The organism is Phenylobacterium sp. GW823-FHT02A09, assembly GCF_058797775.1.
The window spans coordinates 700,395-726,905 of the sequence record NZ_JBXAJZ010000001.1; the positions used below are offsets into that span (position 1 = coordinate 700,395).

At 66.9% G+C, this 26,511-nt stretch carries 33 protein-coding genes and 1 tRNA gene; 26 read left to right on the forward strand and 8 right to left on the reverse strand.

From position 1 onward, the window contains the following. Positions 1–9: 9 nt before the first annotated feature. The 3 genes from AC1Q87_RS03570 to AC1Q87_RS03580 are packed head-to-tail and all read right to left on the reverse strand — an operon-like array spanning position 10 to position 1,873. Positions 10–393 carry an NUDIX hydrolase gene (locus AC1Q87_RS03570; RefSeq protein WP_492607612.1) on the reverse strand — a complete coding sequence of 128 codons (384 nt, stop codon included), beginning with the start codon at positions 391–393 and terminating at the stop codon, positions 10–12. Further along, entirely contained in the window at positions 390–1,397 is a 1,008-nt protein-coding gene (gene hemB / locus AC1Q87_RS03575) for a porphobilinogen synthase (protein ID WP_492607613.1), read from the reverse strand. Before hemB ends, AC1Q87_RS03570 begins: the two co-directional genes overlap by 4 nt. Continuing rightward, complete coding sequence (locus AC1Q87_RS03580) at positions 1,394–1,873, reverse strand: hypothetical protein (protein ID WP_492607614.1); 480 nt, start codon at positions 1,871–1,873, stop codon at positions 1,394–1,396. The genes hemB and AC1Q87_RS03580 overlap by 4 nt, the downstream gene beginning before the upstream one ends. A 105-nt stretch (positions 1,874–1,978) precedes the next feature. Between AC1Q87_RS03580 and AC1Q87_RS03585 the strand changes: the two genes are divergently transcribed. The 5 genes from AC1Q87_RS03585 to hemA all read left to right on the forward strand — a co-directional run bounded on the left by AC1Q87_RS03585 (position 1,979) and on the right by hemA (position 7,212). Next, positions 1,979–3,118 (forward strand): isobutyryl-CoA dehydrogenase, encoded by a 1,140-nt coding sequence (locus AC1Q87_RS03585; RefSeq protein ID WP_492607615.1) that lies wholly within the window; start codon positions 1,979–1,981, stop codon positions 3,116–3,118. Then, positions 3,115–4,161, forward strand: coding sequence for an enoyl-CoA hydratase/isomerase family protein (locus AC1Q87_RS03590; RefSeq protein ID WP_492607616.1), 1,047 nt, complete (start codon positions 3,115–3,117; stop codon positions 4,159–4,161). Before AC1Q87_RS03585 ends, AC1Q87_RS03590 begins: the two co-directional genes overlap by 4 nt. Before the next feature lie 44 nt (positions 4,162–4,205). Continuing rightward, entirely contained in the window at positions 4,206–4,925 is a 720-nt protein-coding gene (locus AC1Q87_RS03595; protein ID WP_492607617.1) for a class I SAM-dependent methyltransferase, read from the forward strand. A 9-nt stretch (positions 4,926–4,934) separates the two neighbouring features. After that, the gene (gene mmsB, locus AC1Q87_RS03600; RefSeq protein ID WP_492607618.1) at positions 4,935–5,831 is read left to right on the forward strand and encodes a 3-hydroxyisobutyrate dehydrogenase; all 897 of its coding nucleotides are present in this window, start codon (positions 4,935–4,937) and stop codon (positions 5,829–5,831) included. 151 nt (positions 5,832–5,982) lie between these two features. Continuing rightward, positions 5,983–7,212: a 5-aminolevulinate synthase gene (gene hemA, locus AC1Q87_RS03605; protein ID WP_492607619.1), complete on the forward strand. Its 1,230-nt coding sequence runs from the start codon at positions 5,983–5,985 to the stop codon at positions 7,210–7,212. 113 nt (positions 7,213–7,325) lie between these two features. Here the strand turns inward: hemA and AC1Q87_RS03610 are convergent, their stop codons facing one another. After that, complete coding sequence (locus AC1Q87_RS03610; protein ID WP_293402468.1) at positions 7,326–7,757, reverse strand: Ros/MucR family transcriptional regulator; 432 nt, start codon at positions 7,755–7,757, stop codon at positions 7,326–7,328. 188 nt (positions 7,758–7,945) lie between these two features. On the opposite strand from AC1Q87_RS03610, the gene glyA reads away from it, so the two are divergent. The 9 genes from glyA to AC1Q87_RS03655 all read left to right on the forward strand — a co-directional run bounded on the left by glyA (position 7,946) and on the right by AC1Q87_RS03655 (position 15,723). Then, the gene (gene glyA / locus AC1Q87_RS03615) at positions 7,946–9,235 is read left to right on the forward strand and encodes a serine hydroxymethyltransferase (RefSeq protein ID WP_492607620.1); all 1,290 of its coding nucleotides are present in this window, start codon (positions 7,946–7,948) and stop codon (positions 9,233–9,235) included. Between the two features lie 42 nt (positions 9,236–9,277). After that, on the forward strand, positions 9,278–9,751 hold the full coding sequence (nrdR, locus tag AC1Q87_RS03620) for a transcriptional regulator NrdR (RefSeq protein WP_492607621.1): 474 nt from the start codon (positions 9,278–9,280) through the stop codon (positions 9,749–9,751). After that, the gene (locus tag AC1Q87_RS03625) at positions 9,741–10,391 is read left to right on the forward strand and encodes a RibD family protein (RefSeq protein WP_492607622.1); all 651 of its coding nucleotides are present in this window, start codon (positions 9,741–9,743) and stop codon (positions 10,389–10,391) included. The genes nrdR and AC1Q87_RS03625 overlap by 11 nt, the downstream gene beginning before the upstream one ends. After that, complete coding sequence (locus AC1Q87_RS03630) at positions 10,392–10,982, forward strand: riboflavin synthase (protein WP_492607623.1); 591 nt, start codon at positions 10,392–10,394, stop codon at positions 10,980–10,982. It begins immediately after the preceding gene. Positions 10,983–11,012: 30 nt separating this feature from the next. Further along, positions 11,013–11,474 carry a 6,7-dimethyl-8-ribityllumazine synthase gene (gene ribH, locus AC1Q87_RS03635; RefSeq protein WP_492607624.1) on the forward strand — a complete coding sequence of 154 codons (462 nt, stop codon included), beginning with the start codon at positions 11,013–11,015 and terminating at the stop codon, positions 11,472–11,474. Next, positions 11,474–11,932 carry a transcription antitermination factor NusB gene (gene nusB / locus AC1Q87_RS03640; RefSeq protein ID WP_267230164.1) on the forward strand — a complete coding sequence of 153 codons (459 nt, stop codon included), beginning with the start codon at positions 11,474–11,476 and terminating at the stop codon, positions 11,930–11,932. Before ribH ends, nusB begins: the two co-directional genes overlap by 1 nt. Then, positions 11,919–12,881 (forward strand): thiamine-phosphate kinase, encoded by a 963-nt coding sequence (thiL, locus tag AC1Q87_RS03645; RefSeq protein WP_492607625.1) that lies wholly within the window; start codon positions 11,919–11,921, stop codon positions 12,879–12,881. The genes nusB and thiL overlap by 14 nt, the downstream gene beginning before the upstream one ends. Positions 12,882–12,922: 41 nt before the next feature. Beyond that, on the forward strand, positions 12,923–13,384 hold the full coding sequence (locus tag AC1Q87_RS03650; RefSeq protein ID WP_492607626.1) for a hypothetical protein: 462 nt from the start codon (positions 12,923–12,925) through the stop codon (positions 13,382–13,384). A 212-nt stretch (positions 13,385–13,596) separates the two neighbouring features. Further along, positions 13,597–15,723: a sodium-translocating pyrophosphatase gene (locus AC1Q87_RS03655; RefSeq protein WP_492607627.1), complete on the forward strand. Its 2,127-nt coding sequence runs from the start codon at positions 13,597–13,599 to the stop codon at positions 15,721–15,723. A 77-nt stretch (positions 15,724–15,800) separates the two neighbouring features. Here AC1Q87_RS03655 and AC1Q87_RS03660 read toward each other — a convergent pair whose 3' ends face one another. Next, positions 15,801–16,292: an outer membrane protein assembly factor BamE gene (locus tag AC1Q87_RS03660; protein WP_183769959.1), complete on the reverse strand. Its 492-nt coding sequence runs from the start codon at positions 16,290–16,292 to the stop codon at positions 15,801–15,803. A 63-nt stretch (positions 16,293–16,355) separates the two neighbouring features. Here AC1Q87_RS03660 and AC1Q87_RS03665 point away from each other — a divergent pair, with 63 nt between their 5' ends. The 7 genes from AC1Q87_RS03665 (at position 16,356) to AC1Q87_RS03695 (ending at position 20,611) form a co-directional block, all read left to right on the forward strand. Then, on the forward strand, positions 16,356–16,928 hold the full coding sequence (locus AC1Q87_RS03665) for a ubiquinol-cytochrome C chaperone family protein (protein WP_492607628.1): 573 nt from the start codon (positions 16,356–16,358) through the stop codon (positions 16,926–16,928). After that, entirely contained in the window at positions 16,925–17,446 is a 522-nt protein-coding gene (locus AC1Q87_RS03670; protein WP_492607629.1) for a YceD family protein, read from the forward strand. Before AC1Q87_RS03665 ends, AC1Q87_RS03670 begins: the two co-directional genes overlap by 4 nt. Positions 17,447–17,530: 84 nt before the next feature. After that, on the forward strand, positions 17,531–18,583 hold the full coding sequence (plsX, locus tag AC1Q87_RS03675) for a phosphate acyltransferase PlsX (RefSeq protein ID WP_492607630.1): 1,053 nt from the start codon (positions 17,531–17,533) through the stop codon (positions 18,581–18,583). After that, positions 18,584–19,564, forward strand: a complete 981-nt coding sequence (locus tag AC1Q87_RS03680; protein WP_492607631.1) for a beta-ketoacyl-ACP synthase III — start codon at positions 18,584–18,586, stop codon at positions 19,562–19,564. Between the two features lie 152 nt (positions 19,565–19,716). Further along, complete coding sequence (locus AC1Q87_RS03685) at positions 19,717–20,019, forward strand: integration host factor subunit alpha (protein WP_056019003.1); 303 nt, start codon at positions 19,717–19,719, stop codon at positions 20,017–20,019. Positions 20,020–20,032: 13 nt separating this feature from the next. Beyond that, a complete protein-coding gene (locus tag AC1Q87_RS03690) occupies positions 20,033–20,446 on the forward strand; it encodes a MerR family transcriptional regulator (RefSeq protein WP_492607632.1) in 414 nt (137 codons plus the stop codon). 88 nt (positions 20,447–20,534) lie between these two features. Further along, positions 20,535–20,611: transfer RNA gene (locus AC1Q87_RS03695), tRNA-Pro, on the forward strand. A 133-nt stretch (positions 20,612–20,744) separates the two neighbouring features. Here AC1Q87_RS03695 and AC1Q87_RS03700 read toward each other — a convergent pair. Continuing rightward, entirely contained in the window at positions 20,745–20,942 is a 198-nt protein-coding gene (locus AC1Q87_RS03700; protein WP_492607633.1) for a DUF2842 domain-containing protein, read from the reverse strand. Between the two features lie 39 nt (positions 20,943–20,981). Continuing rightward, on the reverse strand, positions 20,982–21,230 hold the full coding sequence (locus AC1Q87_RS03705; protein WP_492607634.1) for a GlsB/YeaQ/YmgE family stress response membrane protein: 249 nt from the start codon (positions 21,228–21,230) through the stop codon (positions 20,982–20,984). 138 nt (positions 21,231–21,368) lie between these two features. Here AC1Q87_RS03705 and AC1Q87_RS03710 point away from each other — a divergent pair, with 138 nt between their 5' ends. Continuing rightward, the gene (locus AC1Q87_RS03710) at positions 21,369–22,400 is read left to right on the forward strand and encodes a COX15/CtaA family protein (RefSeq protein ID WP_492607635.1); all 1,032 of its coding nucleotides are present in this window, start codon (positions 21,369–21,371) and stop codon (positions 22,398–22,400) included. On the opposite strand, the gene AC1Q87_RS03715 is transcribed toward AC1Q87_RS03710, so the two are convergent. Next, positions 22,397–23,833 (reverse strand): alkaline phosphatase PhoX, encoded by a 1,437-nt coding sequence (locus AC1Q87_RS03715; protein WP_492607636.1) that lies wholly within the window; start codon positions 23,831–23,833, stop codon positions 22,397–22,399. The two genes, AC1Q87_RS03710 and AC1Q87_RS03715, sit on opposite strands and share 4 nt — an antisense overlap. 215 nt (positions 23,834–24,048) lie before the next feature. Between AC1Q87_RS03715 and rplM the strand changes: the two genes are divergently transcribed. From rplM to AC1Q87_RS03735, 4 genes are all read left to right on the forward strand, one after another. Beyond that, on the forward strand, positions 24,049–24,522 hold the full coding sequence (gene rplM / locus AC1Q87_RS03720) for a 50S ribosomal protein L13 (RefSeq protein WP_267230177.1): 474 nt from the start codon (positions 24,049–24,051) through the stop codon (positions 24,520–24,522). A 5-nt stretch (positions 24,523–24,527) separates the two neighbouring features. Next, on the forward strand, positions 24,528–24,998 hold the full coding sequence (gene rpsI, locus AC1Q87_RS03725) for a 30S ribosomal protein S9 (RefSeq protein WP_056019023.1): 471 nt from the start codon (positions 24,528–24,530) through the stop codon (positions 24,996–24,998). 92 nt (positions 24,999–25,090) lie between these two features. After that, positions 25,091–26,068 (forward strand): N-acetyl-gamma-glutamyl-phosphate reductase, encoded by a 978-nt coding sequence (argC, locus tag AC1Q87_RS03730; protein WP_492607637.1) that lies wholly within the window; start codon positions 25,091–25,093, stop codon positions 26,066–26,068. Further along, positions 26,065–26,505: a GNAT family N-acetyltransferase gene (locus AC1Q87_RS03735; RefSeq protein WP_492607638.1), complete on the forward strand. Its 441-nt coding sequence runs from the start codon at positions 26,065–26,067 to the stop codon at positions 26,503–26,505. Before argC ends, AC1Q87_RS03735 begins: the two co-directional genes overlap by 4 nt. The last annotated feature ends 6 nt before the right edge of the window (positions 26,506–26,511 follow it).

Consider the following 26,511-nt stretch of genomic DNA (forward strand, 5'->3'; position numbering starts at 1 on the left):
AGGCAGGTGTCAGCCCAGCCGCGGCAGCACCTGCCGCTCCAGCAGCGGCGCCAGCCGCACGCTGGGCGGCGACTTCGGCTCGATCCAGAGCAGTTCTTCGATCTCGGCCTTGGGCAGCACGCCGCCCGCGACTTGCGCCAGGTAGATCGCGCCGTAGACACGGGTGTTTGGCTCGTTGGCGGCCGGCGCGTCGTAGGTGCCCAGGTGCTCGGCGCTGATCAGGTCGCAGCCGAGCTCCTCGCCCAGCTCGCGCGACAGCGTGTCGATGTCGGCTTCGCCGGGGTTGCGCTTGCCGCCGGGCAGCATGAACGCCGTCGTGCCGCGCTTGCGCACGGTCAGCACCCGGCCGCCATGATCACGGATGACGCCGGCGACGATCTCGACGGCTTTCACGCCCCCAGCATCCGCGCGGCGCGCGGAGCGAAGTAGGTGATGATCCCGGCCGCGCCGGCGCGCTTGAAGGCGCCCAGGCTTTCCAGGATGGCGCGCTCCTCGTCGATCCAGCCGTTCTGGGCGGCGGCCATGATCATGGCGTACTCGCCCGACACCTGGAACGCGAAGGTCGGCATGTTGAACTCGCGGACCACGCGGCTGACGATGTCCAGATAGGGCATGCCCGGCTTGACCATGACCATGTCGGAGCCTTCGGCGATGTCGAGGGCGACCTCGCGCAGAGCCTCCTCGGTGTTGGCCGAGTCCATCTGATAGGTCTTTTTGTCCGCCGGTCCGGCGGTGCCGAGTTTTCCGGAGCCGATGGCGTCGCGATAAGGGCCGTAGAAGGCCGAGGCGAACTTGGCGGCATAGGACATGATCATCACGTCCTGCAGGCCCTCGGCCTCCAGCGCCGCGCGCAGCTTGCCGCAGCGGCCGTCCATCATGTCCGACGGGGCGAGGATGTCGCAGCCGGCCCGCGCCTGGACCAGGGCCTGTTCGACCAGGCGATCGATGGTGGCGTCGTTGGCGATCTTGCCGTCTTCGATGACGCCGTCGTGGCCGTGGTCGGTGAACGGGTCGAGGGCGACGTCGCACATGATGCCGACCTCGGGGGCGGCCGCCTTCATCGCCTTCACGGCGCGACAGACGACGCCGTTCGGATCGGCGGCCAGCGAGCCGGAGGCGTCCTTCTTGGCGCCGTCGATGTGCGGGAAGATGGCGATGGCCGGAATGCCCAGCTCGCGGGCCTCGACGGCGGCCTGGGCGCACAGCTCGACCGACATGCGCGAGACCCCCGGCATCGAGGCGACCGGAACCTCGCCCTCGCCCTCGTGGACGACCATCGACCAGATCAGATCGGCGGGGGTGAGAACGCTTTCGCGGACGAGGCGTCGGACCCAGTCAGCCTGGCGCAAGCGACGAAGACGCAGGGCGGGGTAGGCGGCGAGGGGGGGCATGCTCATGAGCGCGCGCTGTGGCCCATCCCCTGCGCCGACGCAAGCCTGATGAAGCCCAGAGCCGGCGCGAACACCAGCCAGAGGCCGCCGATCGCGGAAAAGAGCCCTGTGCCGGCGAAAAGGACGATCAGCGTTCGATCGACCGTCACGTCAGAGAGCCGGACCTGAACTTGGTCGGGGACCTTCCATCCTTCCAGGCGGGTGACCTGGAACAGCTCACCGGCGATGCTGACCATGGCTCCGAGAAAACAGAGGCCCGCGGTCAGCGCGATCACGAACGCCACCCAGAAGATCCGGATCTGGAAGCTGTAGTGCGAGCCGATCGGCGGCGGCGCGTCGTCGCGCTGGGAATAGGCGATGATCGCCGCGATCAGCGCCGGCACCCCGGCGAAGAACACCGCAGAGAACAACAGGGCGTAGTTGATGAAGGCGAGATTGCGCGCCGACTCTCCGATGCGCCCGCTGCCCGCTTGGACCGCCATGCGTAAGACCCCGAGAAAGACACGCCCCCGCGCGTCACGTCGTTGACAGGTTGCGCCAGCGGAGCGACTTGCTCAAGTCAGCCTCTCAAACCTGGGTTCGAGCGAATGGATTTCACCCTCTCCGACGATCAACGCGCAATACAGGAAGCCGCCCAGGCGTTCGCCGAGGCCGAACTTGCCCCTAACTCGGCGCGCTGGGACGAGGACAAGCACTTCCCGACGGACGTTCTGCGCAAGGCCGCCGGGCTTGGTTTCGCCGGAATCTACATCGGCGAGGATGTCGGCGGCTCGGCCCTTACGCGCCTGGACGCCTCCATCGTCTTCGAGGCGTTGAGCTATGGCGACGTGTCGGTTGCGGCCTATCTGACGATCCACAACATGGCGTCGTGGATGATCGATCGCTTCGGCTCCGACGACTTGCGCCGGAAGTACCTTCCGCGGCTCACCACCATGGAGCTGATCGCCAGCTATTGCCTGACCGAGCCGGGCTCCGGCTCCGACGCCGCGGCCCTGCGCACGACAGCGACGCTGGATGGCGATCACTATGTGCTCAACGGCTCCAAGGCGTTCATTTCCGGCGGCGGGGTCTCCGATCTCTACGTCGTCATGGCGCGGACGGGCGAGCCGGGCGCCAAGGGCGTCTCGGCGATCGTGGTCGAGAACGGAACGGCAGGGCTCTCGTTCGGCGCCCAGGAGAAGAAGATGGGCTGGAACGCCCAGCCGACAGCCCAGGTCAATTTCGACAACGTCCGGGTCCCGGTCGAGAATCGGATCGGCGGGGAAGGCGAGGGCTTCCGCTTTGCGATGATGGGTCTTGACGGCGGGCGGCTGAACATCGCCTCCTGCTCGCTCGGCGGGGCGGCGTTCGCGCTCGATACGGCCCAGGCCTACATGACCGAGCGCAAGCAGTTCGGGAAACAACTCGCGGACTTCCAGGCGCTGCAGTTCAAGATCGCCGACATGGCGACCGAACTGGAGGCGGCGCGGCTGATGGTGCGTCGGGCTGCGAACGCCCTCGACAACCGCGACCCGCAAGCCACCAAGTACTGCGCCATGGCCAAGCGCTTCGCCACCGACGCCGGCTTTGACGTCGCCAACCAGGCGCTGCAGCTTCACGGCGGCTACGGCTATCTGAAAGACTATCCGCTCGAGCGAGTCGTGCGCGACCTGCGGGTCCACCAGATCCTCGAAGGCACCAATGAAATCATGCGGGTGATCATCGCCCGGGAGATGTTCCGGCAATGACCGACGAAGTCCTGATCCGCGTCGAAGGTGAAGTCGGGCGGATCACGCTCAACCGGCCCAAGGCGCTGCACGCCCTGACGACGGCGATGTGCAAGGCCATGACCGACGCCCTGGCGGCGTGGCGTGACGATCCGGCGGTCAAGCTGGTGCTGATGGACCATACCGGAGAGCGGGGCTTCTGCGCCGGCGGCGACATCCGGATGCTGGCCGAGAGCGGGGCCTCTGACGGCAAGGACGCCCGCGAGTTCTTCTTCATCGAGTACCGCCTGAACCACCTGCTGTTCGAGTACGTCAAGCCGGTGGTGGTCATCATGGACGGCGTCACCATGGGGGGCGGTGTCGGCCTGGCGATGCCGGCCGGCTATCGCGTCGCGACCGAGCGGACGACCTTCGCGATGCCTGAAACCGGCATCGGTCTCTTCCCGGATGTCGGCGGGGGGTGGTTCCTGCCGCGCATGCCCAGCCATATCGGAACCTGGCTGGCGCTGACCGGCGGGCGCATCAAGGCCGCCGACTGCGAGTTGATCGGCGTCGCCACCGACTTCGTCGAGAGCGGCAAGGTCGAGGCGCTGAAGGCGGCGATCGTCGCCGATCCGGCCGCCATCGACGGCTTGCTGACCGAGTATGAGGGCGACGCCGGTCGCCCGCCCTTGGCCGCGCACCAGGACGAGATCGACAAGATTTTCGGTGCCGGGACGCTGGAGGAAATCCTGGTCGGGCTGCAGGCCGCGGGGACCGAATGGGCGGCCGAGCAGCTCAAGGTGATGGCGACCAAATCGCCGCAGACCATGAAGGTGGCGCTTCGCCAGCTGCGTCTCGGCGGGAAGATGGAGTCCTTCGCCGAAAACATGACGATGGAATACCGTATCGGCGCCCGCGTCGTGCAGCGCCACGACTTCATCGAGGGCGTGCGTGCGGTCATCGTCGACAAAGACAATGCGCCCCGCTGGAACCCTGCGAGCGCCGAGGGCGTCACCGAAGCGATGCTCGACGAGATTTTTGCGCCGCTTGCTTCCGCAGAGGAGTGGTCGCCTCTACCTTAGCCGATAACGGCGGTCGGTGATCGAACCGCCGAGGGAGGAAGGCAATGACTCGCAAGCTGTTGCTGGCCGCAGGCGCGGCCTTGTCGCTCTTCGTATCCGGAGCCTACGCGGAGCCGCCGCCGAACGTCGCCGCCGCGGTGGCGGACAGCGGCCGAACTGACGCCGATCGTGCGCGAGATGACGCCCGTAAGCCTTCGGAAGTGTTGGAGTTCGCCGGAATTGAAACCGGTCAGACCGTCGGCGAGCTGCTGCCGGGCGGCGGCTATTTCACGCGGCTGCTGAGCGCTGCGGTGGGGCCCACCGGCAAGGTCTATGCGGGCGTGCCGGCCAATGATCTCGAAGAATCCAAGGCGATGGAGAAGGGCAACGTCCATGTCGTCGCCCTGACCCCGACTTCGCTGGGTTTCCCGGAGCCGGTCGATGTCATCTTCACGGCCCAGAACTATCACGATTTCCACCTTAAGAGCTTGAAGCTCGACGTGCCCGCGGTGAACCGGTCGCTCTATGCTGCGCTCAAGCCGGGCGGCGAGCTGTTCGTCATCGATCATGTGGCTTCGGCAGGTTCGCCGATAGAAGTCGCCGATACGCTGCACCGCATCGATCCGGCCATCGCGCGCCGCGAGATCGAGGCGGCGGGCTTCAAGTTCGTCGGCGAAAGCCCGGTGCTGCGCAACCCGGCGGACCCGCATACGGCCAACGTCTTCGACCCGGCGATCCGTGGGAAGACCGACCAGTTCGTCTACAAGTTCCAGAAGCCCAACTAAGGACCTGCCATGCGTATCGCGTTCATAGGACTGGGGAACATGGGCGGCGGCATGGCCGCCAACCAGGCCAAGGCCGGCAGGCAGGTCGCGGCCTTCGACCTCTCGGCCCGGGCCCTGGAACGCGCGGCGGAGGCGGGCTGTGCGCCAGCTGCCGCCGTCGCCGAGGCGGTCAGGGACGCCGACGCGGTGATCACCATGCTGCCGGCGGGTCCGCATGTCCGGAAGATCTATGCCGAGGAGATCCTGTCCAACGCGCCCAAGAGCGCGCTGCTGATCGACTGTTCGACCATCGACGTGGAAAGCGCGCGGGCGGTGGCTGAGCAGGCGAAGACGGAGGGATTCCGCTTCGCCGATGCGCCGGTGTCCGGCGGTACGGCGGCCGCAGACGCCGGGACGCTGGCTTTCATGGTGGGCTGCGACGAGGCCGACTTCGCCGATGTCGAGGCGGTCATCCAGCCCATGGCCCGCGCCGTGATCCGCGCTGGCGACCACGGGGCGGGGCAGGCGGCCAAGATTTGCAACAACATGGTCCTGGGCATTTCGATGCTGGGCGTCTGCGAGGCGATCGCCCTGGCCGAGAAGCTCGGCCTGGAGCCCGAGCGCTTCTTCGAGATCGCGTCCAAGTCGTCGGGGCAATGCTGGTCGATCACCAGCTACTATCCCTGGCCGGGGCCGGTGGAGACCGCGCCGTCCAACCGCGGGTACCAGGGGGGATTCGCTACGGCGATGATGCTCAAGGACCTGAAGCTAGCCCAGCAGGCGGCCGCCACGGCTGGCGCCGCGGCGCCGATGGGCGCTCAGGCCGAGGGACTTTATGCCCTATTTGACCGTCTCGGCTTCGGGACTACGGACTTTTCCGGAGTTCTGCAGATGCTGCGCGGTCGGCTAGACGAGCTGCACGGCTGAACGCGCGAGCTTACGGTACGTCATCGAAATCTGAATGATTACGTATGACGAATTGTAGACAATCGATGCCCGTGGCGCGATAAGCCGGGCAATTGCAAGGGGACCGCTCCGCGGCGCGAGATCGTCGAACGCCTCGGGTGGATTCAAGTCGATGGATTACAAGAACGCCTTCCGCACCGCCCTCGAACAGATCCGTTCGGAAGGCCGCTACCGGGTGTTCGCCGACTTGAAGCGCCACCGCGGGCAGTTCCCGCAGGCGACCTGGACCCGTCCGGACGGCGGGCAATCGGACGTCGTGGTCTGGTGCTCCAACGACTATCTCGGCCAGGGTCAGAACCCGATCGTGACCGACGCCATGCACAAGGCGATCGACGAGGCCGGCGCCGGCTCGGGCGGCACGCGCAACATCTCCGGGACCACGCATTATCACGTTGAGCTCGAGCATGAGCTCGCGGACCTGCACGGCAAGGAAGCAGCGCTGCTGTTCACCTCGGGCTACGTCTCGAACGAGGCCTCGCTCTCGACGCTGTACAAGATCCTTCCGGGCCTGATCATTTTCTCGGACGAGCTGAACCACAACTCGATGATCTCGGGCATTCGGGCCGGCGGCCGCGCCCAGCGTCGGGTGTTCCGCCACAACGATCTCGAGCACCTCGAGCAACTGCTGGCCGAAGCGCCGGCTGACGCACCGAAGGTGATCGCCTTCGAAAGCGTCTACTCGATGGACGGCGACATCGCCGACATGGCCGGCACCGTGGCGCTGGCCAAGAAGTACGGCGCCATGACCTATCTGGACGAAGTCCATGCGGTCGGCATGTACGGCCCCCGCGGCGCCGGCGTCGCCGAGCGTGACGGCGTGATGGCCGAGATCGACATCATCGAGGGCACGCTGGGCAAGGCGTTCGGCGTCATGGGCGGCTACATCGCCGCCGACGCGGTCATCGTCGATGCGATCCGCTCCTACGCCGACGGCTTCATCTTCACGACCTCGATCCCGCCGGCGCTGGCCGCGGGCGCGGTGGCCTCGATCCGCTACCTCAAGGATCACAACGAGGTTCGCGTCGCCCACCAGGAGCGAGCCGAAGCGCTGAAGGCCCGTCTGCTTAAGGCCGGCCTGCCGGTCATGCCGTCGGTCAGCCATATCGTGCCGGTGCTGGTCGGCGACCCGGTTCACTGCAAGATGATCTCGGACATCCTGCTGACCGATTTCGGCATCTACGTGCAGCCGATCAACTATCCGACCGTGCCGCGCGGCACGGAACGGCTGCGCTTTACGCCGTCGCCGGCGCACACCGACGGCATGATGGACGCGCTGGCCGAAGCCCTTGAAAAGCTTTGGGTTCACTGCAACGTCGCCCGTGTGGGCGGACAGGCGGCCTAAGGTTCATCCTTGCCGCCGGCGCCTGGCGGGCGCATACCCGCCAAAGTTCGATTTTCTGGAGACCCACCGGGTTCACTGATCAAACGAGAGCAAGGGCGGCTAGGCCGCCCCGCCTATTTCCCTCGACGTACGCCCCGGCCCAGGCCGATCTGCTTGGCGAAGTCGGATCTGCGCGCCGCATAGGCCGGCGCAACCATCGGATAGTCGGGCGGCAGGCCCCAGCGGCGGCGATAGTCCTCCGGACTCATGTCGTACCGAGAGCGCAGGTAGCGCTTCAGCATCTTCAGCTTTTTGCCGTCTTCCAGGCAGATGATGTAGTCGTGCTGGATCGAGCGGCCGACCGGGACCGCGGGTCTCGGCTTCTCTTCGGGAGCCGGCGCCGGGCCCTTGCTGAGCCCTTCGAGCGCGCCGTAAACGGACCTGATAATCTCGGGGACCGCCTCGGCGGCGACAGCGTTGCGACTGACGTAGGCGGCCACGATATCGGCCCCAAGCCGCATCAATTCCTCGCCCGAACGCACCTCGGGCTCGGCTTCAATACTCATTCAGGACCCCCTGAGAACGCAATGACACGCGAAGCGGGCGCATCGGCGCGCGCCCCTCCGTGGGGGTTGCAACGCTGCACACAGAAGATCGTTCCATGCCGTTGGATCGCAGGTCCGATGGCGCTAAAGAGCGCAGCACGAGGCGCTCACCCTTATTCCGCCTCCCAGGTTTCCCGAAAGGCCCGCCCATGACCGTTCACGCCCAAGCCCCCGCAGACGCCTTCTTCTCGGCCAGCGTCGCCGACACCGATCAGGATATCGCCGCCGTGTTGTCGGGCGAGCTGAAGCGCCAGCAGGATCAGATCGAACTGATCGCGTCCGAGAACATCGTGTCGAAGGCGGTGATGGACGTTCAGGGCTCGGTCCTGACCAACAAGTACGCCGAAGGCTATCCGGGCAAGCGCTACTACGGCGGCTGCGAAGTCGTCGACGTGGCTGAACAGATCGCCATCGACCGGGCCAAGCAGATCTTCGGCTGCGAGTTCGCCAACGTGCAGCCGCATTCGGGCAGTCAGGCCAACCAGGCCGTGTTCATGGCGACCATGAGCCCGGGCGACACCTTCATGGGTATGGATCTGTCGGCCGGCGGTCACTTGACCCACGGCAAGAACGTGAACCAGTCGGGCAAGTGGTTCCGTCCGGTCGCCTATGGCGTGCGCCAGCAGGATCACCTGATCGACTACGACATGGCCGCTGAAGTCGCCCTGGCCGAGAAGCCGAAGGTGATCATCGCCGGCGGCTCGGCCTACAGCCGCCACATCGACTTCGCGCGCTTCAAGGAGATCGCCGACAGCGTCGAGGCGCTGCTCATGGTCGACATCGCCCACTATGCGGGTCTGGTCGCCGGCGGCGTCTATCCCAACCCGTTCCCGCACGCCGACATCGTCACCACCACCACCCATAAGACCCTGCGCGGTCCGCGCGGCGGGATGATCCTGACCAACTCCAAGAAGCTGGCCAAGAAGATCGACTCGGCGGTGTTCCCCGGCCTGCAGGGCGGTCCGCTCATGCACGTGATCGCCGCCAAGGCCGTGGCGTTCGGCGAAGCCCTGAAGCCCGAGTTCAAGCAGTACGCCCGCCAGGTCGTCGACAACGCCCGCGCGCTGTCGGACAGCCTGCAGACCGCCGGCTTCAAGATCGTCTCCAACGGCACCGACAGCCACCTGATGCTGGTCGACCTGACGCCGAAGGGCGTTTCGGGTTCTGACGCCGAGGTGGCGCTGGAGCGCGCGCACATCACCACCAACAAGAACGGCATTCCGTTCGACCCGCTGCCCCCGATGCAGACCTCGGGCCTGCGCGTCGGGACGCCCGCCGGCACCACCCGCGGCTTCGGTCCCGGAGAATTCCGCCAGATCGGGACCTGGATCGGCGAGGTCCTCGACGGCCTGGCCCAGGGCGGCGACAACAGCGCCGTAGAAGCCAAGGTCCGCGACGAAGTGCTGGCGCTGACGAAACGCTTCCCCATCTACAGCTAGTCCCTGTATTTAGGGGTTCGGTTGGCCGGAAGGGGCTAGATCATGCGGTGCCCGTTCTGCGGCCACGCCGAAAGTCAGGTTAAGGACAGCCGCCCGTCGGAAGACGGCGCGGCTATCCGCCGCCGTCGTATGTGCCCGGAGTGCGAAGGTCGTTTCACGACCTTCGAGCGCGTGCAGCTGCGCGAGCTGACGATCGTCAAGCGCGCGGGGCGTCGGACGCCGTTCGATCGCGACAAGCTCGCCCGCTCCATCGCGCTGGCCACCCGCAAGCGGCCGATCGAACCTGATCGCATCGAAAAGATGATCTCGACGATCGTCCGTCAGCTCGAGAGCATGGGCGAGACCGAGCTGCCGTCGTCGGCGGTGGGCGAGCTGATCATGAAGCACCTCAAGACCTTGGATGACGTGGCCTATGTTCGCTACGCATCGGTCTATCGCGACTTCCGCGAGGCCGGCGAGTTCGCGACCTTCCTGGGCCAGGAGGGCCTGAGCGACGGCGACGAGGATGGCCGCTAGCGTCACCCTCAAGCTGGCGACCTCGCTCGACGGTCGCATCGCCACCTCGCGCGGCGAAAGCCGCTGGATCACCGGACCGCAGGCGCGTGAGGCGGTGCATGGCCTCAGGGCCGAGCACGACGCCGTTCTGGTCGGGGTGGAGACCGCCCTGGCCGATGATCCCGAATTGAACGTGCGGCTGGAGGGCTGGCGCGGGCCGCAGCCGGTCCGGGTGGTGCTGGATAGCCGTCAACGCCTTGCTGACGACTGCAAGCTCGTGGCCACGGCGCGAGACGTTACGACGTACGTCGTCTCGACCACGCCGCCCGAGCCGCGTCTGGTGGACGCTGGCGTTCGGGTGATCCAGGTCCAGGCCGTCGGCGAGGAGCGGCCCGAGTTGCATGACGTGGTGGGAGCCTTGGCAAAGGAAGGCCTGCAGCGGCTGTTCGTGGAGGGCGGCGGCCAGGTCGCCGGCAGCTTCCTGCGCTGCGGGCTGGTCGATCGCCTGGAATGGTTCCGCGCGCCGATCGTGATCGGCGGGGAGGGGCGGCCGGGCATCGGTGCGCTGGCCCTCGACGCGCTGGCCGATGCGCCGCGGCTGCGCCGAGTTGAAATCCGCGAGGTCGGCGACGACCTTTGGGAGCGTTACGAGAGGATCTGAATGTTCACCGGCATTGTCACCGATGTGGGCCGGCTGCGCGCCGTCCGCGAAACCAACCGCGACCTGCGCTTCGAGGTCGAGACCAGCTTTGATTTGTCGACGATCGACATGGGCGCTTCGATCAGCCACGCCGGCTGCTGCCTGACGATCGTTGAGAAGGGCGACAACTGGTTCGCGGTCGAGATTTCGGGCGAAACGATCAGCCTGACCACCCTGGGGACCTGGAAGGAAGGCGACCGAGTCAATCTGGAGCGCGCCGCCCGCGTGGGCGACGAGCTGGGCGGTCATATCGTTTCGGGGCACGTCGACGGCGTCGGCGAGGTGATCTCGGTCGAATCCGAAGGCGGCTCGCATCGCGTGAAGATCCGCGTCCCGCGTCCCCTGCACCGCTTCATCGCGCCAAAGGGCTCGATCACCGTGGACGGCGTGTCGCTGACGGTGAACGAGGTCGAGGACGACGTGTTCGGGGTGAATCTGATCCCGCACACCTGGGATGTGACGACGCTCGGACGCCTCAAATCGGGCGTGAAGGTCAATCTCGAGATCGACATGCTCGCTCGCTATCTCGCCCGCTGGCGAGAAACGGCCTAAAGGGTCCCTCCAAACAGAGACTGGAGCCCCATGCTCGAAGACAAAATCCGCATCCTCATCGTCGAGGCGCGCTTTTACGACGATCTGGCCGACGAGATGCTGAAGGCGGCCGCCGATGTGATCACCGCTCACGGCGCTGAGTACGAAGTCGTGAGCGTGCCCGGCGCGCTGGAGATCCCCGGCGCGATCGCCATCGCCGAGGAGGGCGGGCAGGGCCCGGCCGGCAAGCGCTATGACGGCTACGTCGCGCTCGGCACGGTCATCCGCGGCGAGACCTACCACTTCGAGATCGTCTCCAACGAGTCGGCCCGTGGGATCATGGAGTTGACCGTCGGCAAGCGTCTGGCGATCGGCAACGGCATCCTGACGGTCGAAGACGAGGATCAGGCCTGGGCGCGCGCCAAGGCCAGCGAGGGCGACAAGGGCGGCGGCGCCGCTCGCGCGGCGTTCGCGATGATCGGCCTCAAGCGTCAACTGCTCGGACAAGACTGATGAGCCGCAGCCAACGTTCCGTCGCCCGCCTCGCCGCGATCCAGGCCCTCTACCAGATGGAAGTGTCCGGTGTCGGCGTCGAGGCGGTGATCCGCGAGTTCTCCGACCATCGCTTCGATCGCACGCTGGAAGGCGATCCGGAGGGCGAGGGCGCGACCCTGGCCGCCGCCGACGAGGCGTTCTTCGCCGACCTCGTGCGCGGGGTCGTCGGCCATCAGCGGGAGATCGACGCGACGGTCGCCGGCCGGCTGGCCGCGAACTGGCGCCTCGAGCGCCTGGACGCCACAGTGCGCGCCATTCTGCGCTCAGGCGTGTTCGAACTCTCACATCGTCCGGATGTGCCGACCGAGGTCGCGATCAACGAGTATGTCGAGCTGACCAAGTCGTTCTTCGACGGTCCTGAAGCGGGCTTCGTCAACGGCGCTTTGGACGCGGTGGCCCGCGATGTCCGCGGCTGACGAGCCGCCCGAGGATCTGCCCGACGAGTTCGGGCAGATCGCCCGCCTCTATCGCCCCCTGACGCGGGGCGCGCCCGAGGCCTTCGACCTGCTGGACGATGCGGCCGCGATCCCTGCGCGAGCCGGATACGACCTCGTCGTCACCAAGGACGCCATGGTCGAGGGGGTTCACTTCCTGCCCGGCGAGCCGCCCGAGATGGTGGCGCGCCGGCTTCTGCGTGTGAACCTGTCCGATCTCGCGGCCAAGGGCGCCGAGCCCTACGGCTACTTCCTGGCGACGGCCTGGCCTGCGCACTACGGGTGGCCGGAACGGCGACGCTTTGCGGCGGGTCTGGCCCAGGATGGCGAAGCCTTCGGGCTGGTGCTGCTGGGCGGCGACACAGTCTCGACGCCCGGGCCGCTGACCGTTTCACTGACCATGCTGGGCTGGGCGCCAGCCGGCCGGATGATCCGGCGCGGCGGGGCGCGGGCCGGCGACCTGCTGATGGTGTCGGGCGTGATCGGCGATGGCTGGCTTGGGCTGGCCGCCGCGCGCGGCGAGATCGAGGATCCAGACGGCTATCTGGCCGGGCGATTCCGACTGCCGACGCCGCGGCTCGACCTGCGCGCGGACCTGCACGCCGGCGCAAGCGCGGCCGCTGATGTCTCCGACGGCCTGATTGCGGATGCTGGCCACATCGCCCGCGCCAGCGAGGTGAGCTTGCGCTTGGACTTGGACGCCCTGCCGCTTTCGCCGGCTGCGGCGGCCTGGCTCGGTGCGCAGCTCGACCGCTCGAAGGCGCTGGCCATGTTGGCCTCAGGCGGCGACGACTACGAGGTCGTGTGCACAGGCGCGTCGCCGATCGTCGGTTTCACGGTGATCGGGGCGGTCGCCGAGGGCGCGGGCGTCGAGGTGACTTGCGGAGGCCGCATTGTCGAGGTCGGAGCCGGCGGCTGGCGTCACGATTGAGGCGAAAGCTTCCGGAAACGCCTTTGCGCTAAGGAAACGGCATGTTCCGCCGCGCCCTGATCGCCAGCCTGCTTGTCGCCGCCGTCGCCCGACCGGCGGCCGCGGCCAAAACCGAAGAGGCGTCGAAGGACGCGCCGATCGGGCAGTATGTCGATGTCTTTCCGGTCGCGGTGCCGATCATGGCCGAAGGGCGGCTGGTCAACTACGTGTTCGTGACCGTCCGCGTGAACCTCACGCCCGCCGCCAACGCCAGCAAATGGCGGGCCAAGGAGCCGTACTTCCGCGACGCGCTGGCGCGGCTGGGCAGCCGCGGCGCCTTCGGCGACCCGAAGGACTATGCTTCGGTTGATGCTCCGCGCCTGATCGCCGCCTTCCAACGCGAAGCGATCGCGATCGCCGGCAAGGACGTCAAGAACGTCGTCATCACCACCCAGACCCCGAAGCAGCGTCGCGGCCTGCCCAAGCCCGGGCCGCGGCCGGCGCGAACCGAAATCCAGCCCTAGCGGTCCGTCCCGCACGCCTGTCGTCGCGTAACCACGGTCAACGGGGCGTTGCACGCATGCGTTACAACTGGCAACGTCTCGCTCATCAATAACGAGCGGCGGACCAACGGCGCTCCACTTGAGGGAAAACGACAGGGGCCTGGAGCGTCGAGCACCGCCCAATCGTGGGCGGCGGCCGGCGTCTTCGCGCAATCGATAGGGGCGCTTAGAACATGAGTCTTACGCTTACGCTGGTGATCGCCGCCGGCCTATTGGCGGTGCTCTACGGCATCGTGCGAACTGCGCAGTTGTTGCAAGCTTCACCTGGTAACCCACGCATGCAGGAGATCGCCGCGGCGATCCAGGAGGGGGCGCAAGCCTACCTGCGGCGTCAGTACACGGCCATCGGCATCGTCGGCTTGGTCGTGCTTGTGGCTGCAGCGGTGCTGATCGGCCCGCTGGCGGCCGTCGGGTTCGCGATCGGTGCGATCCTCTCGGGCGCGGCCGGTTTCATCGGGATGCTCATCTCGGTGCGAGCCAACGTCCGGACCGCTCAGGCGGCCTCCGAAGGGCTCGCTAAGGGATTGTCGCTGGCATTCCAGTCCGGCGCCATCACCGGGATGCTGGTCGCGGGCTTCGCGCTCGTCGGCGTCGCCGGGTACTACGCCTTCCTGATCGGTCCGCTGGGCCATGAGAACACCAGCCGCGAAGTCGTCGACTCGCTGGTCGCGCTGGGCTTCGGCGCGTCGCTGATCTCGATCTTCGCCCGCCTCGGCGGCGGCATCTTCACCAAGGGCGCCGACGTCGGCGGCGACATGGTCGGCAAGGTCGAGGCCGGCATTCCCGAGGACGATCCCCGCAACGCCGCCACCATCGCCGACAACGTCGGCGACAATGTCGGCGACTGCGCCGGCATGGCCGCCGACCTGTTCGAAACCTACGCGGTGACCACGGTCGCCACCATGGTCCTGGCGGCGATCTTCTTCCGCGGCAGCGACGTGGTCGGCAACATGATGCTGCTGCCGCTGGCCATCTGCGGCGTCTGCATCGTCACCTCGATCATCGGCACCTTCGGCGTCCGCCTGGGCAAGTCCAACAACATCATGGGCGCGCTCTATCAGGGCCTGATCATCACCGGCGTGCTGTCGGTCGCGGCGATCTACTGGGTGGTGACGACGATGGTCACCGGCCCGCTGGAGGTTCACGGCAAGACCTTCGACGCGATGAGCCTGTTCTGGTGCGGAATCACGGGCCTGGTCGTCACCGCTTTGATCGTGGTGATCACCGAGTACTACACGGGCACGGGCTTCCGGCCGGTGAAGTCGGTCGCCAAGGCCTCGGTCTCGGGGCATGGCACCAACGTCATCCAGGGTCTGGCCATGTCGCTGGAATCGACCGCCGCCCCGGCGCTGGTCATCGTTGTCGGCATCATCGTGACCTACGGGCTCGCGGGCTTGTTCGGCATCGCCATCGCTACGACCGCGATGCTGTCGCTCGCCGGCTTTATCGTCGCGCTCGACGCCTTCGGGCCGGTGACCGACAACGCCGGCGGCATCGCCGAAATGGCCGGTCTGCCGCCGGAGGTTCGTGTGACCACCGACGCCCTCGACGCGGTCGGCAACACCACCAAGGCCGTCACCAAGGGCTACGCCATCGGCTCGGCTGGTCTCGGCGCCCTGGTTCTGTTCGCGGCCTACACCGAGGACCTCAAGTACTTCGCGGCCAATGCGACGCCGGGCTCGTTCTTCGACGGGCTCGGGGCCGTGGCCTTCGATCTCTCCAATCCGTACGTCGTCGTCGGGCTGTTGATCGGGGGGCTGCTGCCCTTCCTGTTCGGCGGCATGTCGATGACGGCCGTGGGCCGGGCGGCCGAATCGGTCGTCGCCGAGGTGCGGCGGCAATTCAAGGAGAACCCGGGCATCATGACCGGGGAGGTCAAGCCCGAGTACGGCCGGGCCGTGGACATCCTGACCAAGGCGGCGATCAAGGAGATGATCGTTCCGTCCCTGCTGCCGGTGTTCTCGCCGATCGTGCTGTTCTTTGTCATCAACGCCATCGCGGGCAAGGTGAACGCCTTCGCCAGCCTCGGCGCGATGCTGATGGGCGTGATCGTGACCGGTCTCTTCGTCGCCATCTCGATGACATCGGGCGGCGGGGCCTGGGACAACGCCAAGAAGCTGATCGAAGAAGGCCATTACGGCGGCAAGGGGTCCGAGGCGCACAAGGCCGCGGTCACCGGCGACACTGTCGGAGATCCCTACAAGGACACCGCCGGTCCGGCCGTGAACCCGATGATCAAGATCACCAACATCGTGGCGCTGCTGCTGCTGGCGGTGCTGGCTCACGGCGCGGCCGGCTAACTCCGCGACCGCACCAAAAGAACAGGCCCCGGAGAGCGATCTCCGGGGCCTGTTTGATTCTGCGGCGATCTGGCGCGTTAGCGGCGGTCGCCAGGACGCGTGCCGGGAATGCCCTCGTCGTCGGCGTTGGGCAGCATGCCGCCGCGACCGACGTTGCCCAGCAACTGTTCGAGGATGGTCAGCTCGCGGCCGCGGGTCGGGGTCTCGCGGCCGTTGAAGGCGATGACCTTGCCGTCCTTCAGGGTCATGGTGTCGACGGTCTTCACGACCTCGCTGTCCTTGTCGAAGGTCACCGCGACCACGTTGCGCGAGGTGACCACGGGGCGGCGGAACGCCACGCGCTCCTTCACCTGGTCGATGTAGAACCAGACATTCGGGTCGAAGGTGGAGGTGGCGGAGGGCGAGCCGAGACTGGCGCGGACGGTGGACTTGGTGTCCGTACCGACCTTGACGTCCTTCGGATTGGCTTCGATGGCCTGGAAGCCGGAATAGGTCGTAATAGGCGCGCAGGCCGTAGCGGAGGTCAGCAGACCGGCGGCGAGTGCGGCATAGGCGACGCGGCGAAACATGTGCGAACCGGACCTGTTCAATTCTTCGAGGCTTTGACCTATCGCTCGCCGCCCCTTAGTTCAATGCCGCCTGTATCTGCGCCTGAGGGCGAAATCGAGGCCGAGATGTTCCTGGACCGCTTCTTCCGCCCACGCACGACCCTGGCCATGGGTCAGAAGTTGTATGCCGGCGTCGTCGCGCAGGCGCGTACGCCTGCGCTCTACGAGGCCTATGGCGTGCCCGACACGGTCGAAGGCCGCTTCGAGCTCTACACGGTCCACGTGTTCCTGCTGCTGGATCGACTGCGCGGGCAGGGCGGTCGCGCCGGCGAAACGTCGCAGGCCCTGTTCGACACCTACCTTGGCGCGTTGGACGACGCGTTGCGCGAAATGGGCGTCGGAGACCTTTCGGTCGGCAAGAAGATGCGCAAGCTGGGCGAGGCCTTCTACGGCCGGGTGAAATCCTACGAATCGGCGTTCGCCGCCCTGCCGCAGACCGATCACCTGCACGCCTTGCTGGGCCGGACGGTCTACGCCCAGGGCGGAGCCGAACATGTCGCCGAACTCGGCGAGTACGTCCTGCGCCAGCGCGCCACCCTCGCTGACCTGAAGCTCGAGAGCCTGCTCGAGGGCCGTGCGGATTGGGGCGCGGCGTGAGCGGCTGGCGTCATATGGTGCGCCTCGCGGACCTGGCCCGCGGGCCGGTCAGCGTCACGCTGGAGCCTGACGGCGAAACACGCGCGGCCATCGCCAAGGAACTCGGTGTGGTGAGTCTGCCCGCCCTGCAGGGACGGGTGACGGCCCGCGCCTGGCTCGACGGCGCCGAGATCGGCGGCCGCTTCACGGCGACGGTCGAGCAGATCTGCGGCGTGACGCTCGATCCGTTCGAGTCGCGACTCGACGGCGATTTCCTGGTCCAGGCTGTTCCTGCGGGAAGTCCCAACGCCCCAGCGGAATCAGAGGGCGGCGAGGTCGAGATGGGCCTCGATGCGCCAGATCCGCCCGACGTGCTCGCCTCGGATGAAATCGACCTGGTCGGCTATCTGGTCGAGCATCTGGCGCTTGAGATCGACCCGTTCCCGCGCAAGCCGGGAGCAGAGTTCGACTACAAGCCGGACGTGGCTGAGGAATCTCCATTCGCGGTCCTCAAGCGCCTGAAGGATGATGGTGCGTGATCGGCTCTCCATTTGCATCACGGCGCCTCGGGCCATATTCTGAGCATGCTTGCGGCGCGACGCTGTGAGGGGTGAAACAGCGCCGTGACGAGATCCCTGACCATTTCAATTGATGCAATGGGGGGCGACCACGGCCCCTCCGTCGTGGTCCCCGGCGTCGCCCTGGCGGCGGCCGAAGCGCCCGCGCTGCGATTCCTGCTGCATGGCGACGAGACGGCCATTTCGGCCGAGCTCGCCAAGCATCCCGCCCTGAAGGACCGTGTCGCGGTCCGGCACGCGGAGCGCGTGGTGGCCATGGACGAGAAGCCCGCCCAGGCGCTGCGCCGGGGCAAGGGCACATCGATGTGGGCCGCGATCGAGTCGGTGAAGTCCGGCGAGGCTCAGGGGGCCGTCTCGGCCGGCAACACCGGCGCCTTGATGGCCATCTCGCTGTTGATCTTGCGCATGAGCGTGGACGTGGACCGGCCCTGTCTGGTGGTCGGCTGGCCGGGCGTGAAGGGAATCACCACGGTTCTCGACGTCGGGGCCAACGTCGATTGCGACGCCGAGCGTCTAGTCGAGTTCGCCATTCTCGGCGAGGCGTTCCATCGTGCGGCCCACGGCGTCGCCAAGCCGACGGTCGGCCTGTTGAATGTGGGCGCCGAGGACATGAAGGGCCACGAAGAGGTCCGACAGGCCCACGGGATTCTGCGCAGCGGCAAGTTCGACCTGGACTATCGCGGATTCGTCGAGGGTGACGAACTGTTCCAGAACAAGGTCGACGTCGTCGTCACCGACGGCTTCACCGGAAATGTCGCGCTGAAGACCGCCGAGGGCGCTGCGCGCTACATCAGCGGCGAATTGCGGACGGCGCTGATGAGCAGCCTGACATCGAAGCTGGGCGCGCTGCTGGCCAAGTCCGGCCTGCTGAAGTTGCGTGAGAAGCTGAGTCCCGACGCCGCGGCGCCCCTGCTTGGCCTCAATGGCGTGGTGGTGAAGACCCACGGCGGCGCGTCAGACCGGGACGTCGCCGCCGCGATCCGCATGGCCTCGAAGCTCGCTCAAAGCGACTTCGCAGCGGAGATCGAACGGAATATGACGCGGCTCACCGCCGCGGTGGCCGAACAGCAGCCGCCGGCCGTGGATGGAGCCGCCTGAGTGACTAAAGTTCTGCGTAGCGTTGTGACCGGTGTCGGGGGCTATCTGCCCGACGAGATCGTCACCAACACTGATCTGGCCCAGGTCGTCGATACGTCCGACGAATGGATCATCGAGCGCACGGGTATTCGCCAGCGCCATCGCGCGGCGAAGGACCAGCCTGTGTCCGACCTGGCCGTCGAGGCGGCCCGCAGGGCCCTGGAGGCGGCGGGCAAGACGCCGGCCGACGTCGATCTGATCATCGTGGCGACGACGACGCCCGACCTGACCTTTCCGGCGACCGCGACTATCGTCCAGCGCAAGCTCGGTTGCCCGGTGGGCATAGCCTTCGACGTCCAAGCCGTGTGCTCGGGCTTTGTGTACGCGCTCTCCACCGCCGACGGCTTCGTGGCGCGCGGTCGCTCGAAGTGCGCGCTGGTGATCGGCGCCGAAACGATGACGCGCCTGATGGACTGGAACGATCGCGGCACCTGCGTCCTGTTCGGAGACGGCGCGGGCGCGGTCGTGCTCGAGCCGCAGGAAGGCGAGGGCACGACGGCCGACCGCGGGCTGCTGGGCTTTGCGCTGCGCGCCGACGGCACTAAGCAGGACCTGCTCTATGTCGACGGCGGTGTCTCGACCAACGGCCAGATTGGGCATCTGCGCATGCAGGGCAACCAGGTCTTCCGCCATGCGGTCGTGAACATTTCCGAGGCGATATTCGCCGCCGCCGCCGACGCGGGCGTCGCGATCGCCGATGTCGACTGGTTCATTCCGCACCAGGCCAACCAGCGTATCCTCGAAGGCGTCGCCAAGCGCGTCGGCATTCAGGAGTCCAAGGTCGTCTCCACCGTGTCCGAACACGCCAACACCTCGGCGGCGTCTATTCCGCTCGCATGGTGGAAGGCGATGCAAGACGGCCGGATCAAGCCGGGCCAGATGCTGCTGCTGGAGGCGATGGGCGGCGGTCTAACCTGGGGCGCCTGCGTGGTTCGTCTGTAACGTTTGTTGCGAGACGCTTGCGTCTGGCGCGCGTAGGCGCGAGGGTGCATTTCAGACAACGACCCGTGAAGTCTTTGACCTGACGTGACAATCAGGTAGTGACGGCGGGTCAACTATTAGAGTAACGGTGTTTTTTCGGGGTAGGGGCGTTCATGAAAGGCGCGACGGTGACGCGGGCCGACCTGTGCGAGGCGGTTCATGAGGAAGTGGGTCTGACCCGGCAGGATTGTTCCGAGCTGGTCGAGCGGACGCTGGAACTCATGGCGCAGGCCCTCGAGAAGGGCGAGCAGGTGAAACTTTCCGGATTCGGCGTGTTCCAGGTGCGCGAGAAGCGCGCCCGCATGGGCCGCAATCCCAAGACCGGGGAACCGGCGGCGATCGAGCCGCGCCGGGTGATTGGCTTCCGGGCCTCCCAGGTCATGAAGGCGCGGGTGGACCGCGCCCTGGCGAAGTGAGGAAGGCGGCTAAGTGGCCAAGGGCCCGGACGCCTTTCGGACAATCTCGGAAGCAGCCGACGAGCTGAACGTTCCGCAGCACGTGCTGCGATTCTGGGAGACGAAGTTCTCCTTCATCCGGCCGATGAAGCGAGCGGGCGGCCGGCGATTCTATCGGCCGCAGGACATTGCGGTGCTGCGCGGGGTCCGCGCGCTGCTGCACGACGCCGGGTACACCATCAAGGGCGTCCAGAAGCTCCATAAGGAGCAGGGCCTCAAGCGGCTCCTGGCCGCGGCGGACGGCGATGTCGGGCCGCGGCCCGAGGGCCTGGCCCTGGACCTCGCCAACAGCGATCTGACCGAGGAAGGCCGCGAGCGCCTGTTGTTCGCGCTCGACGACCTGCAAAGCGCCAAGCGGCGTCTAGACACGTTGCTGGATAAGGGCTGACGCTCCGCGACGGGCCAGATCGTCGTGGGATTTCGAAATTCAGCTTGCCCGCTCCGCCCAAGTGGTTAGAAGGGCCGCTCGCCGATGTCGGAGCGTGGCGCAGCCTGGTAGCGCACTTGACTGGGGGTCAAGGGGTCGCAGGTTCGAATCCTGTCGCTCCGACCATCGGCGAATTGGCCTTCGCGGCCTGAACCCCCGCCCAAAAACAGAGTTCAGATCCGCGCGGGGGCGCTGTGCGTGCAAATTGGCGCGCTTCGGGTTCTGATGCGCGCAGACCGGCCGACGAGGGGCGGCCTTGCTACTTTCCGCGGTTCATCCAGCTGATGAGCGGCAGGATCGGCACGCCCCAGGCAAGTCCGCCGATCCCGTAGAAGGCCAACTGCGCAGCCCAGTGATTGGGCAGTCGCTCGCCGATCATCGTCATGATCCAGGCGTAGAACCCCAGGAACAGGACGATACCAATGCCACCAATGAACTTTCGGACGCGCGCGCTCATGCCATGCCTATAGGCGCCCGCGCGCGCGCCGTTAAGCCCCTAGCGCTTCTTGATGAGGCTCAGAAGGAACAGCAGAAGGATCGCGCCGATCGTGGCGACGATGAAACTGCCGATCCACCCCCCGAAGCTGAAGCCGACCAAGCCCGCGATCCAGCCGCCGAGCAGCGCGCCGACGACCCCAACGAGCAGATTGGTCAGCAAACCGTGGTCACGCTTCATCACCTTCTCGGCCACGAAGCCGGCGGCGATGCCGATAACGATCCACCCGATGATACCCACGCCCTGCATTGTCTTGCCCTCTGGTTGAGTCCCACTCACCAAATGCGGTCAAGCTTCCGTGGTTCCGCCTCCCGAGCATGGACCTGCGGCGCGATCTCCGATAGCGGATCGCCGTAAGAACGCCCTGAAGAGCCTGCACTTTAAGTCATGACCTCGTTCCTTCGTTCCGACCGGTCGCGCCCGGTCGCGGTTTGGCTGTTCATCGTCGCCGCCTTGGTGCTGGCGATGGTGGTCGTGGGGGGCGCGACGCGCCTTACCGATTCCGGCCTGTCGATCACGCAGTGGAAGCCCGTCACTGGCGCGCTGCCGCCGATGTCGGCGCAGGACTGGGCCGACGAGTTCGCGCTCTACAAGCAGATCCCGCAGTACCAGCAGGTCAACAAGGGCATGACCCTCGAGGCCTTCAAGGCGATCTACTGGTGGGAATGGAGCCATCGGCTGCTCGGCCGGCTGGTGGGGGCGGCCTTCGCCCTGCCGTTCGCCTACTTCTTGATTCGGCGCGAGCTGCCGCGGCGGCTCGTCGTCCGCTGTGTGGGCCTGTTCGTCCTCGGCGGCCTGCAGGGCGCGGTGGGCTGGTGGATGGTCGCCAGCGGCCTCGTGGAGCGGGTTTCGGTGGCGCCGGAGCGCCTGGCGATTCACCTGGGCCTGGCGTTCGCCTTGCTGGGCGCATTGGTCTGGACTGCGCTTGACGCCTGGTCCGGCGCCCCGCGGCAGACGGTGCCCAGCCCCTGGACCCGAGGCGCGTGGGGCCTCATCGGGCTGATCTTCTTCCAGATCCTGCTTGGCGCGCTGGTGGCCGGAAACGACGCCGGGTTCGTCTACAACGACTGGCCCTTCATGAACGGAGCGCTATTCCCGCAGGACTACGCCAACGGCGGCCTCTGGGCGACGCTGGCCCACAGCCAGGCTGCGGTGCAGTTCAACCACAGGATCGTGGCCTACCTGCTGACGATTGTCGGCCTGGCGATGGCCTGGGTGGCCTCGCGCTCGCGCTACCTGCCGGCGGAGGCCAAGCTGCTGGCCCAGGCCACCGGCGCGGCCATCCTGCTTCAGGCGCTGCTGGGCGTCGTGACCCTGGTCGCCGGCGTGCCGGTGTGGCTGGGCATGGCCCACCAGGTGACGGCCGCCCTGGTGCTGTCGCTGGCCGTGGCGTTTGGCTGGCGGGTGCGCCGTCCCTAGGTCTTCAGGGATCGCCACGGCCCGGTGATCGCGAGCGTGCAGCCGGGCGCGTAGATGTTCACGAACAACGTCGAGCCATCGGGCGAGAAGCAGACGCCGGCCAGCTCCGATGTGCCGCGGATCTTCGCCCCAGGCAGGGTCTGTGCGTTGCGGCCGATCGTATAGACCTGCCCCTGCGGCGTGATGGCGCGCAGGTAGTTGGTGCCGCCGACCTTGTCCTCGCAGGTGACGATGTGCCCCCAGGGCGCGATGGCGAGGTTGTCGGCCATTTCCATGACCCGGATGTCGGATGGCTCGACGAACAGCTGCAGGCGACCGGGTTCGTCCGCTTCGCCGGCCTGACCCTCGTGGGCGCTCGGGACATAGCGCATGACCTGGCCGTGGAACTTCGGACCGCCGCTGGTGCAGGTGAAGTAGAGCTCGCCTTGGCCGAAGAAGATGCCTTCTCCGCGGGCGAACCATGAGGCGCCGGCCGCCTTGCCGCGCTGGCGCAGGTCGTTGTTGGGGTTGTCGACGCCATCGAGGTCCACCCAGCGCACGTTGCGCCAGTCGCCTTGCTTCCAGGACGCTGCATCCCAGTTGCGCGGATCGCCGTCGCCGACCACCGCCAGGGCCTGCAGCCGCCCGCCCGCCTGCAGCTTGCGCCGATCATTGGGCAGGTAGCGGTAGAACAGGCCTTTCCCGTCGATCTCGTCCTCGGTCATGTAGATGACGCCCGTGCGGGGATCGACGGCGCAGGCCTCATGCTTGAAGCGGCCCATGCCGGTGAGCGCAACCGGTTCGGCCAGGCCGCGCAGCCGGGAAGGAACCTCGAACACCCAGCCGTGGTCCTTCTTCACGCCCTGGCCGGCCTTCACGACCGTCTCCTCGCAGGTCAGCCATGAACCCCAGGGGGTGACGCCGCCGGCGCAGTTGACCGCCGAGCCGGCGAGGCTGAGGTGCTGGGCCTTCAGCTCCTGGGACTTGAGGTCATAGATCAGGGTGCTGGTCCCGCCGCCGAGCGGCAGGCCCTCGCTGTCGGTGTCATAAACGCTGGCGGCGGCGACCTTGCCGGCCAGGCTGCGGTTCTCGCCGAAGGCGGTGATCTGGATGTCGCGGGGCGGGGGGCTGATCTCGTGATTGCGCACCAGGGCGACCCGGTTGCGGCCAGCGGGGAAGCAGCCCATGCCGTCCATCTTGCCCGCGGCGACGAGCCCGTCGTCCATCCGATCGCCGGCGCGCGAGATCACCTTGTAGGAAAAGCCCTCGGGCAGGTCGAAAATCTCGGCCGGGTCGCGGCGCAGCGGGCCGTAACCTGCGATTTCGCTGGCGTAGCCGGGGGTGGAGTAGCCCTCCGCGTCGGCGGTGACCTGGGCGTTGGCGTATCGCGCGAGGCCGGTGAAGGCGGCGGTGGCGGCTGCGGTCTGGAGGAACTGGCGACGCGACGCGAACATGGGGACTTTCCAGCATGGCTGTGGGACGAGACGCGACCATAGAAGCTAGATCGCTGAAATTGACGGTATTATAATACCGCGCGCAGCAAAGCCTTGCGTGACAAGGCGTTGCGTACTTTATGTCGCAATCTGTGTTGACAGGCGGCTGGTAACCCCGTACTAGCCGCGCCCTCGCCGGGACCTTCTCGTCCCGCCAACCTAACGGACCCGTTCCCATGATGAAGACGACGGCTTCGCTGAAGCCCGCCGACGTCGAGAAGAAGTGGATCGTGATCGATGCAGAGAACGCCGTGGTCGGCCGTCTCGCTTCGTTCATCGCCATGCGTCTTCGCGGCAAGCACCGCCCGGACTACACCCCGCACGTCGATTGCGGCGACTACGTCGTCGTCGTCAACGCCGACAAGGTGAAGTTCACCGGCAAGAAGCTGCAGGACAAGACCTACTACTGGCACACCGGCTATCCGGGCGGCATCAAGGAACGCACCGCGGACAAGATCCTCGGCGGCAAGTACCCGGAGCGCATCCTGGAAAAGGCGGTTGAGCGCATGCTGCCGAAGGAAAGCCCGCTGGCCCGCAAGCAGATGACGCACCTGCGCATCTACAATGCCGGCGAGCATCCGCACGAAGCGCAGAACCCCGAGACCATCGCGTTCGCTTCGCTGAACGCCAAGAACGTGCGGAGCCTGTAAGACAGATGTCCGAGACCCAAGGTTTCGAGGCCCTGCAAGGCCTCTCGTCCAACCCGCAAGCCGCGCCGGCTGAGCCGAAGATCGACGCTCAAGGCCGCGCCTATGCGACCGGCAAGCGCAAGAACGCGATCGCCAAGGTCTGGATCAAGCCCGGCAAGGGCACGATCACGATCAACGGCCGCGACCAGGAAGTGTATTTCGCTCGCCCGGTGCTGCGCATGATGATCGCTCAGCCGTTCCAAGTGACCGATCGCGTCGGCCAGTTCGACGTCATCGTCTCGGTCGAAGGCTCGGGCCTGTCGGGTCAAGCCGGCGCCATCCGCCACGGCCTGTCCAAGGCTCTGACCTACTACGAACCGGCCCTGCGCCCGGTCCTGAAGCCGCATGGCTTCCTGACCCGCGACAGCCGCGTCGTCGAGCGTAAGAAGTACGGCAAGGCCAAGGCCCGCCGCAGCTTCCAGTTCTCGAAGCGCTAAGAGCTGCGCGAGCAATCGCGTTTGGGAAGGGCGCTTCGGGAAACCGAGGCGCCCTTTCTGCTGTTTGATCCACCCGTTCTGGATTTCCGACCATGGCCCACACAGTCTTCATCGATGGCGAAGCCGGCACCACCGGCCTGCAGATCCGGCAGCGGCTGGAAGGCCGCCGCGACCTGGACGTGGTGTCGATCGACCCGGCGCGCCGCAAGGACGCCGACGCCCGCGCGGAGCTGCTGAACGGCGTGGACGCCGTGATCCTCTGCCTGCCCGACGAGGCGGCCAAGGAAGCGGTGGGTATGATCACGTCGAACAGCGTGAAGGTGATCGACGCCTCCACGGCCTATCGGACCGCGCCTGACTGGACCTATGGCTTCGCCGAAATGGGCAAGGCGCAGCGCGGGGCCATCGCCGCGGCGACCCGGGTCAGCAATCCGGGCTGCTATCCGACCGGCTTCATCGGCCTGGTGCGGCCGCTGACGGCGGCAGGGCTGCTGCCGCGCGACTTCCCCATCACGGTCAACGCCATTTCCGGCTACAGCGGCGGCGGCAAGGGCCTGATCTCCGAGTTCGAGGCGCCCGCGCCGGAGGGGACGAACGACGCCTATCGCACCTACGGCCTGACGCTGCAGCACAAGCACGTCGGCGAGATGCAGGCCTATGGGGGACTGGATCACCCACCGCTGTTCGCGCCGTCGGTCGGTCGTTACGCCCAGGGGATGATCGTCGAGGTCCCGCTGCAGCTCTGGGCGTTGCCGGGCAAGCCCGCGCCTGAGGCCCTGCGCCAGGCCCTGGCCGCCGCCTATGAGGGCGAGAGCTTCGTCGAGGTGGCCTCGGTCGAGGAAAGCGCGGATCTGCAAAAGGCGCGCGCCGGCGCGGGGGGGTACAATGCGACGTTGGACCCTGAGGCCATGAACGGCACCAACCGCATGAAGCTGTTCGTGTTCGGCAATGCTGATCGTGGGCAGGCGCGCTTGGTGGCGGTGCTGGACAACCTGGGCAAGGGCGCGTCGGGCGCCGCTGTCCAGAACCTCAACATCATGCTCGGCCTGCCGGAAGGCGAGGGCCTGTGATCCTGCGCCGGGCGACCGCTGTCGATGCGGCGGAGGTCGCCCGGCTGCAGCGGCACGTCGTAAGCGTCTCGCTGCCCTATTTACCTGACCTCCACACCCCGGAAGAGGACCTGTGGTTCTTCAGCGAGCGCCTGTTTCCGGAGAACGAGGTCTGGGTCGCTGAGGTGGAGGGCGCGATCGTCGGCTATGTGGCGTTCAAGCCGGGCTGGGTGAGCCACCTCTACATCCACCCGGACCACCAGGCCCAAGGGATCGGGCCTCAGTTGCTCGGCAAGGCCCTCGAAGACGGGACCGCGCGCGAGCTCTGGACGTTCCAGCAAAACACGCGGGCGCGGCGCTTCTACGAGGCGAGGGGATTCGAGCTTGTCCGGCTTACGGACGGCGCCGACAACGAAGAGAAGACGCCGGACGCACTCTATCGCTGGGCCGGCCGCTAGGCTTGC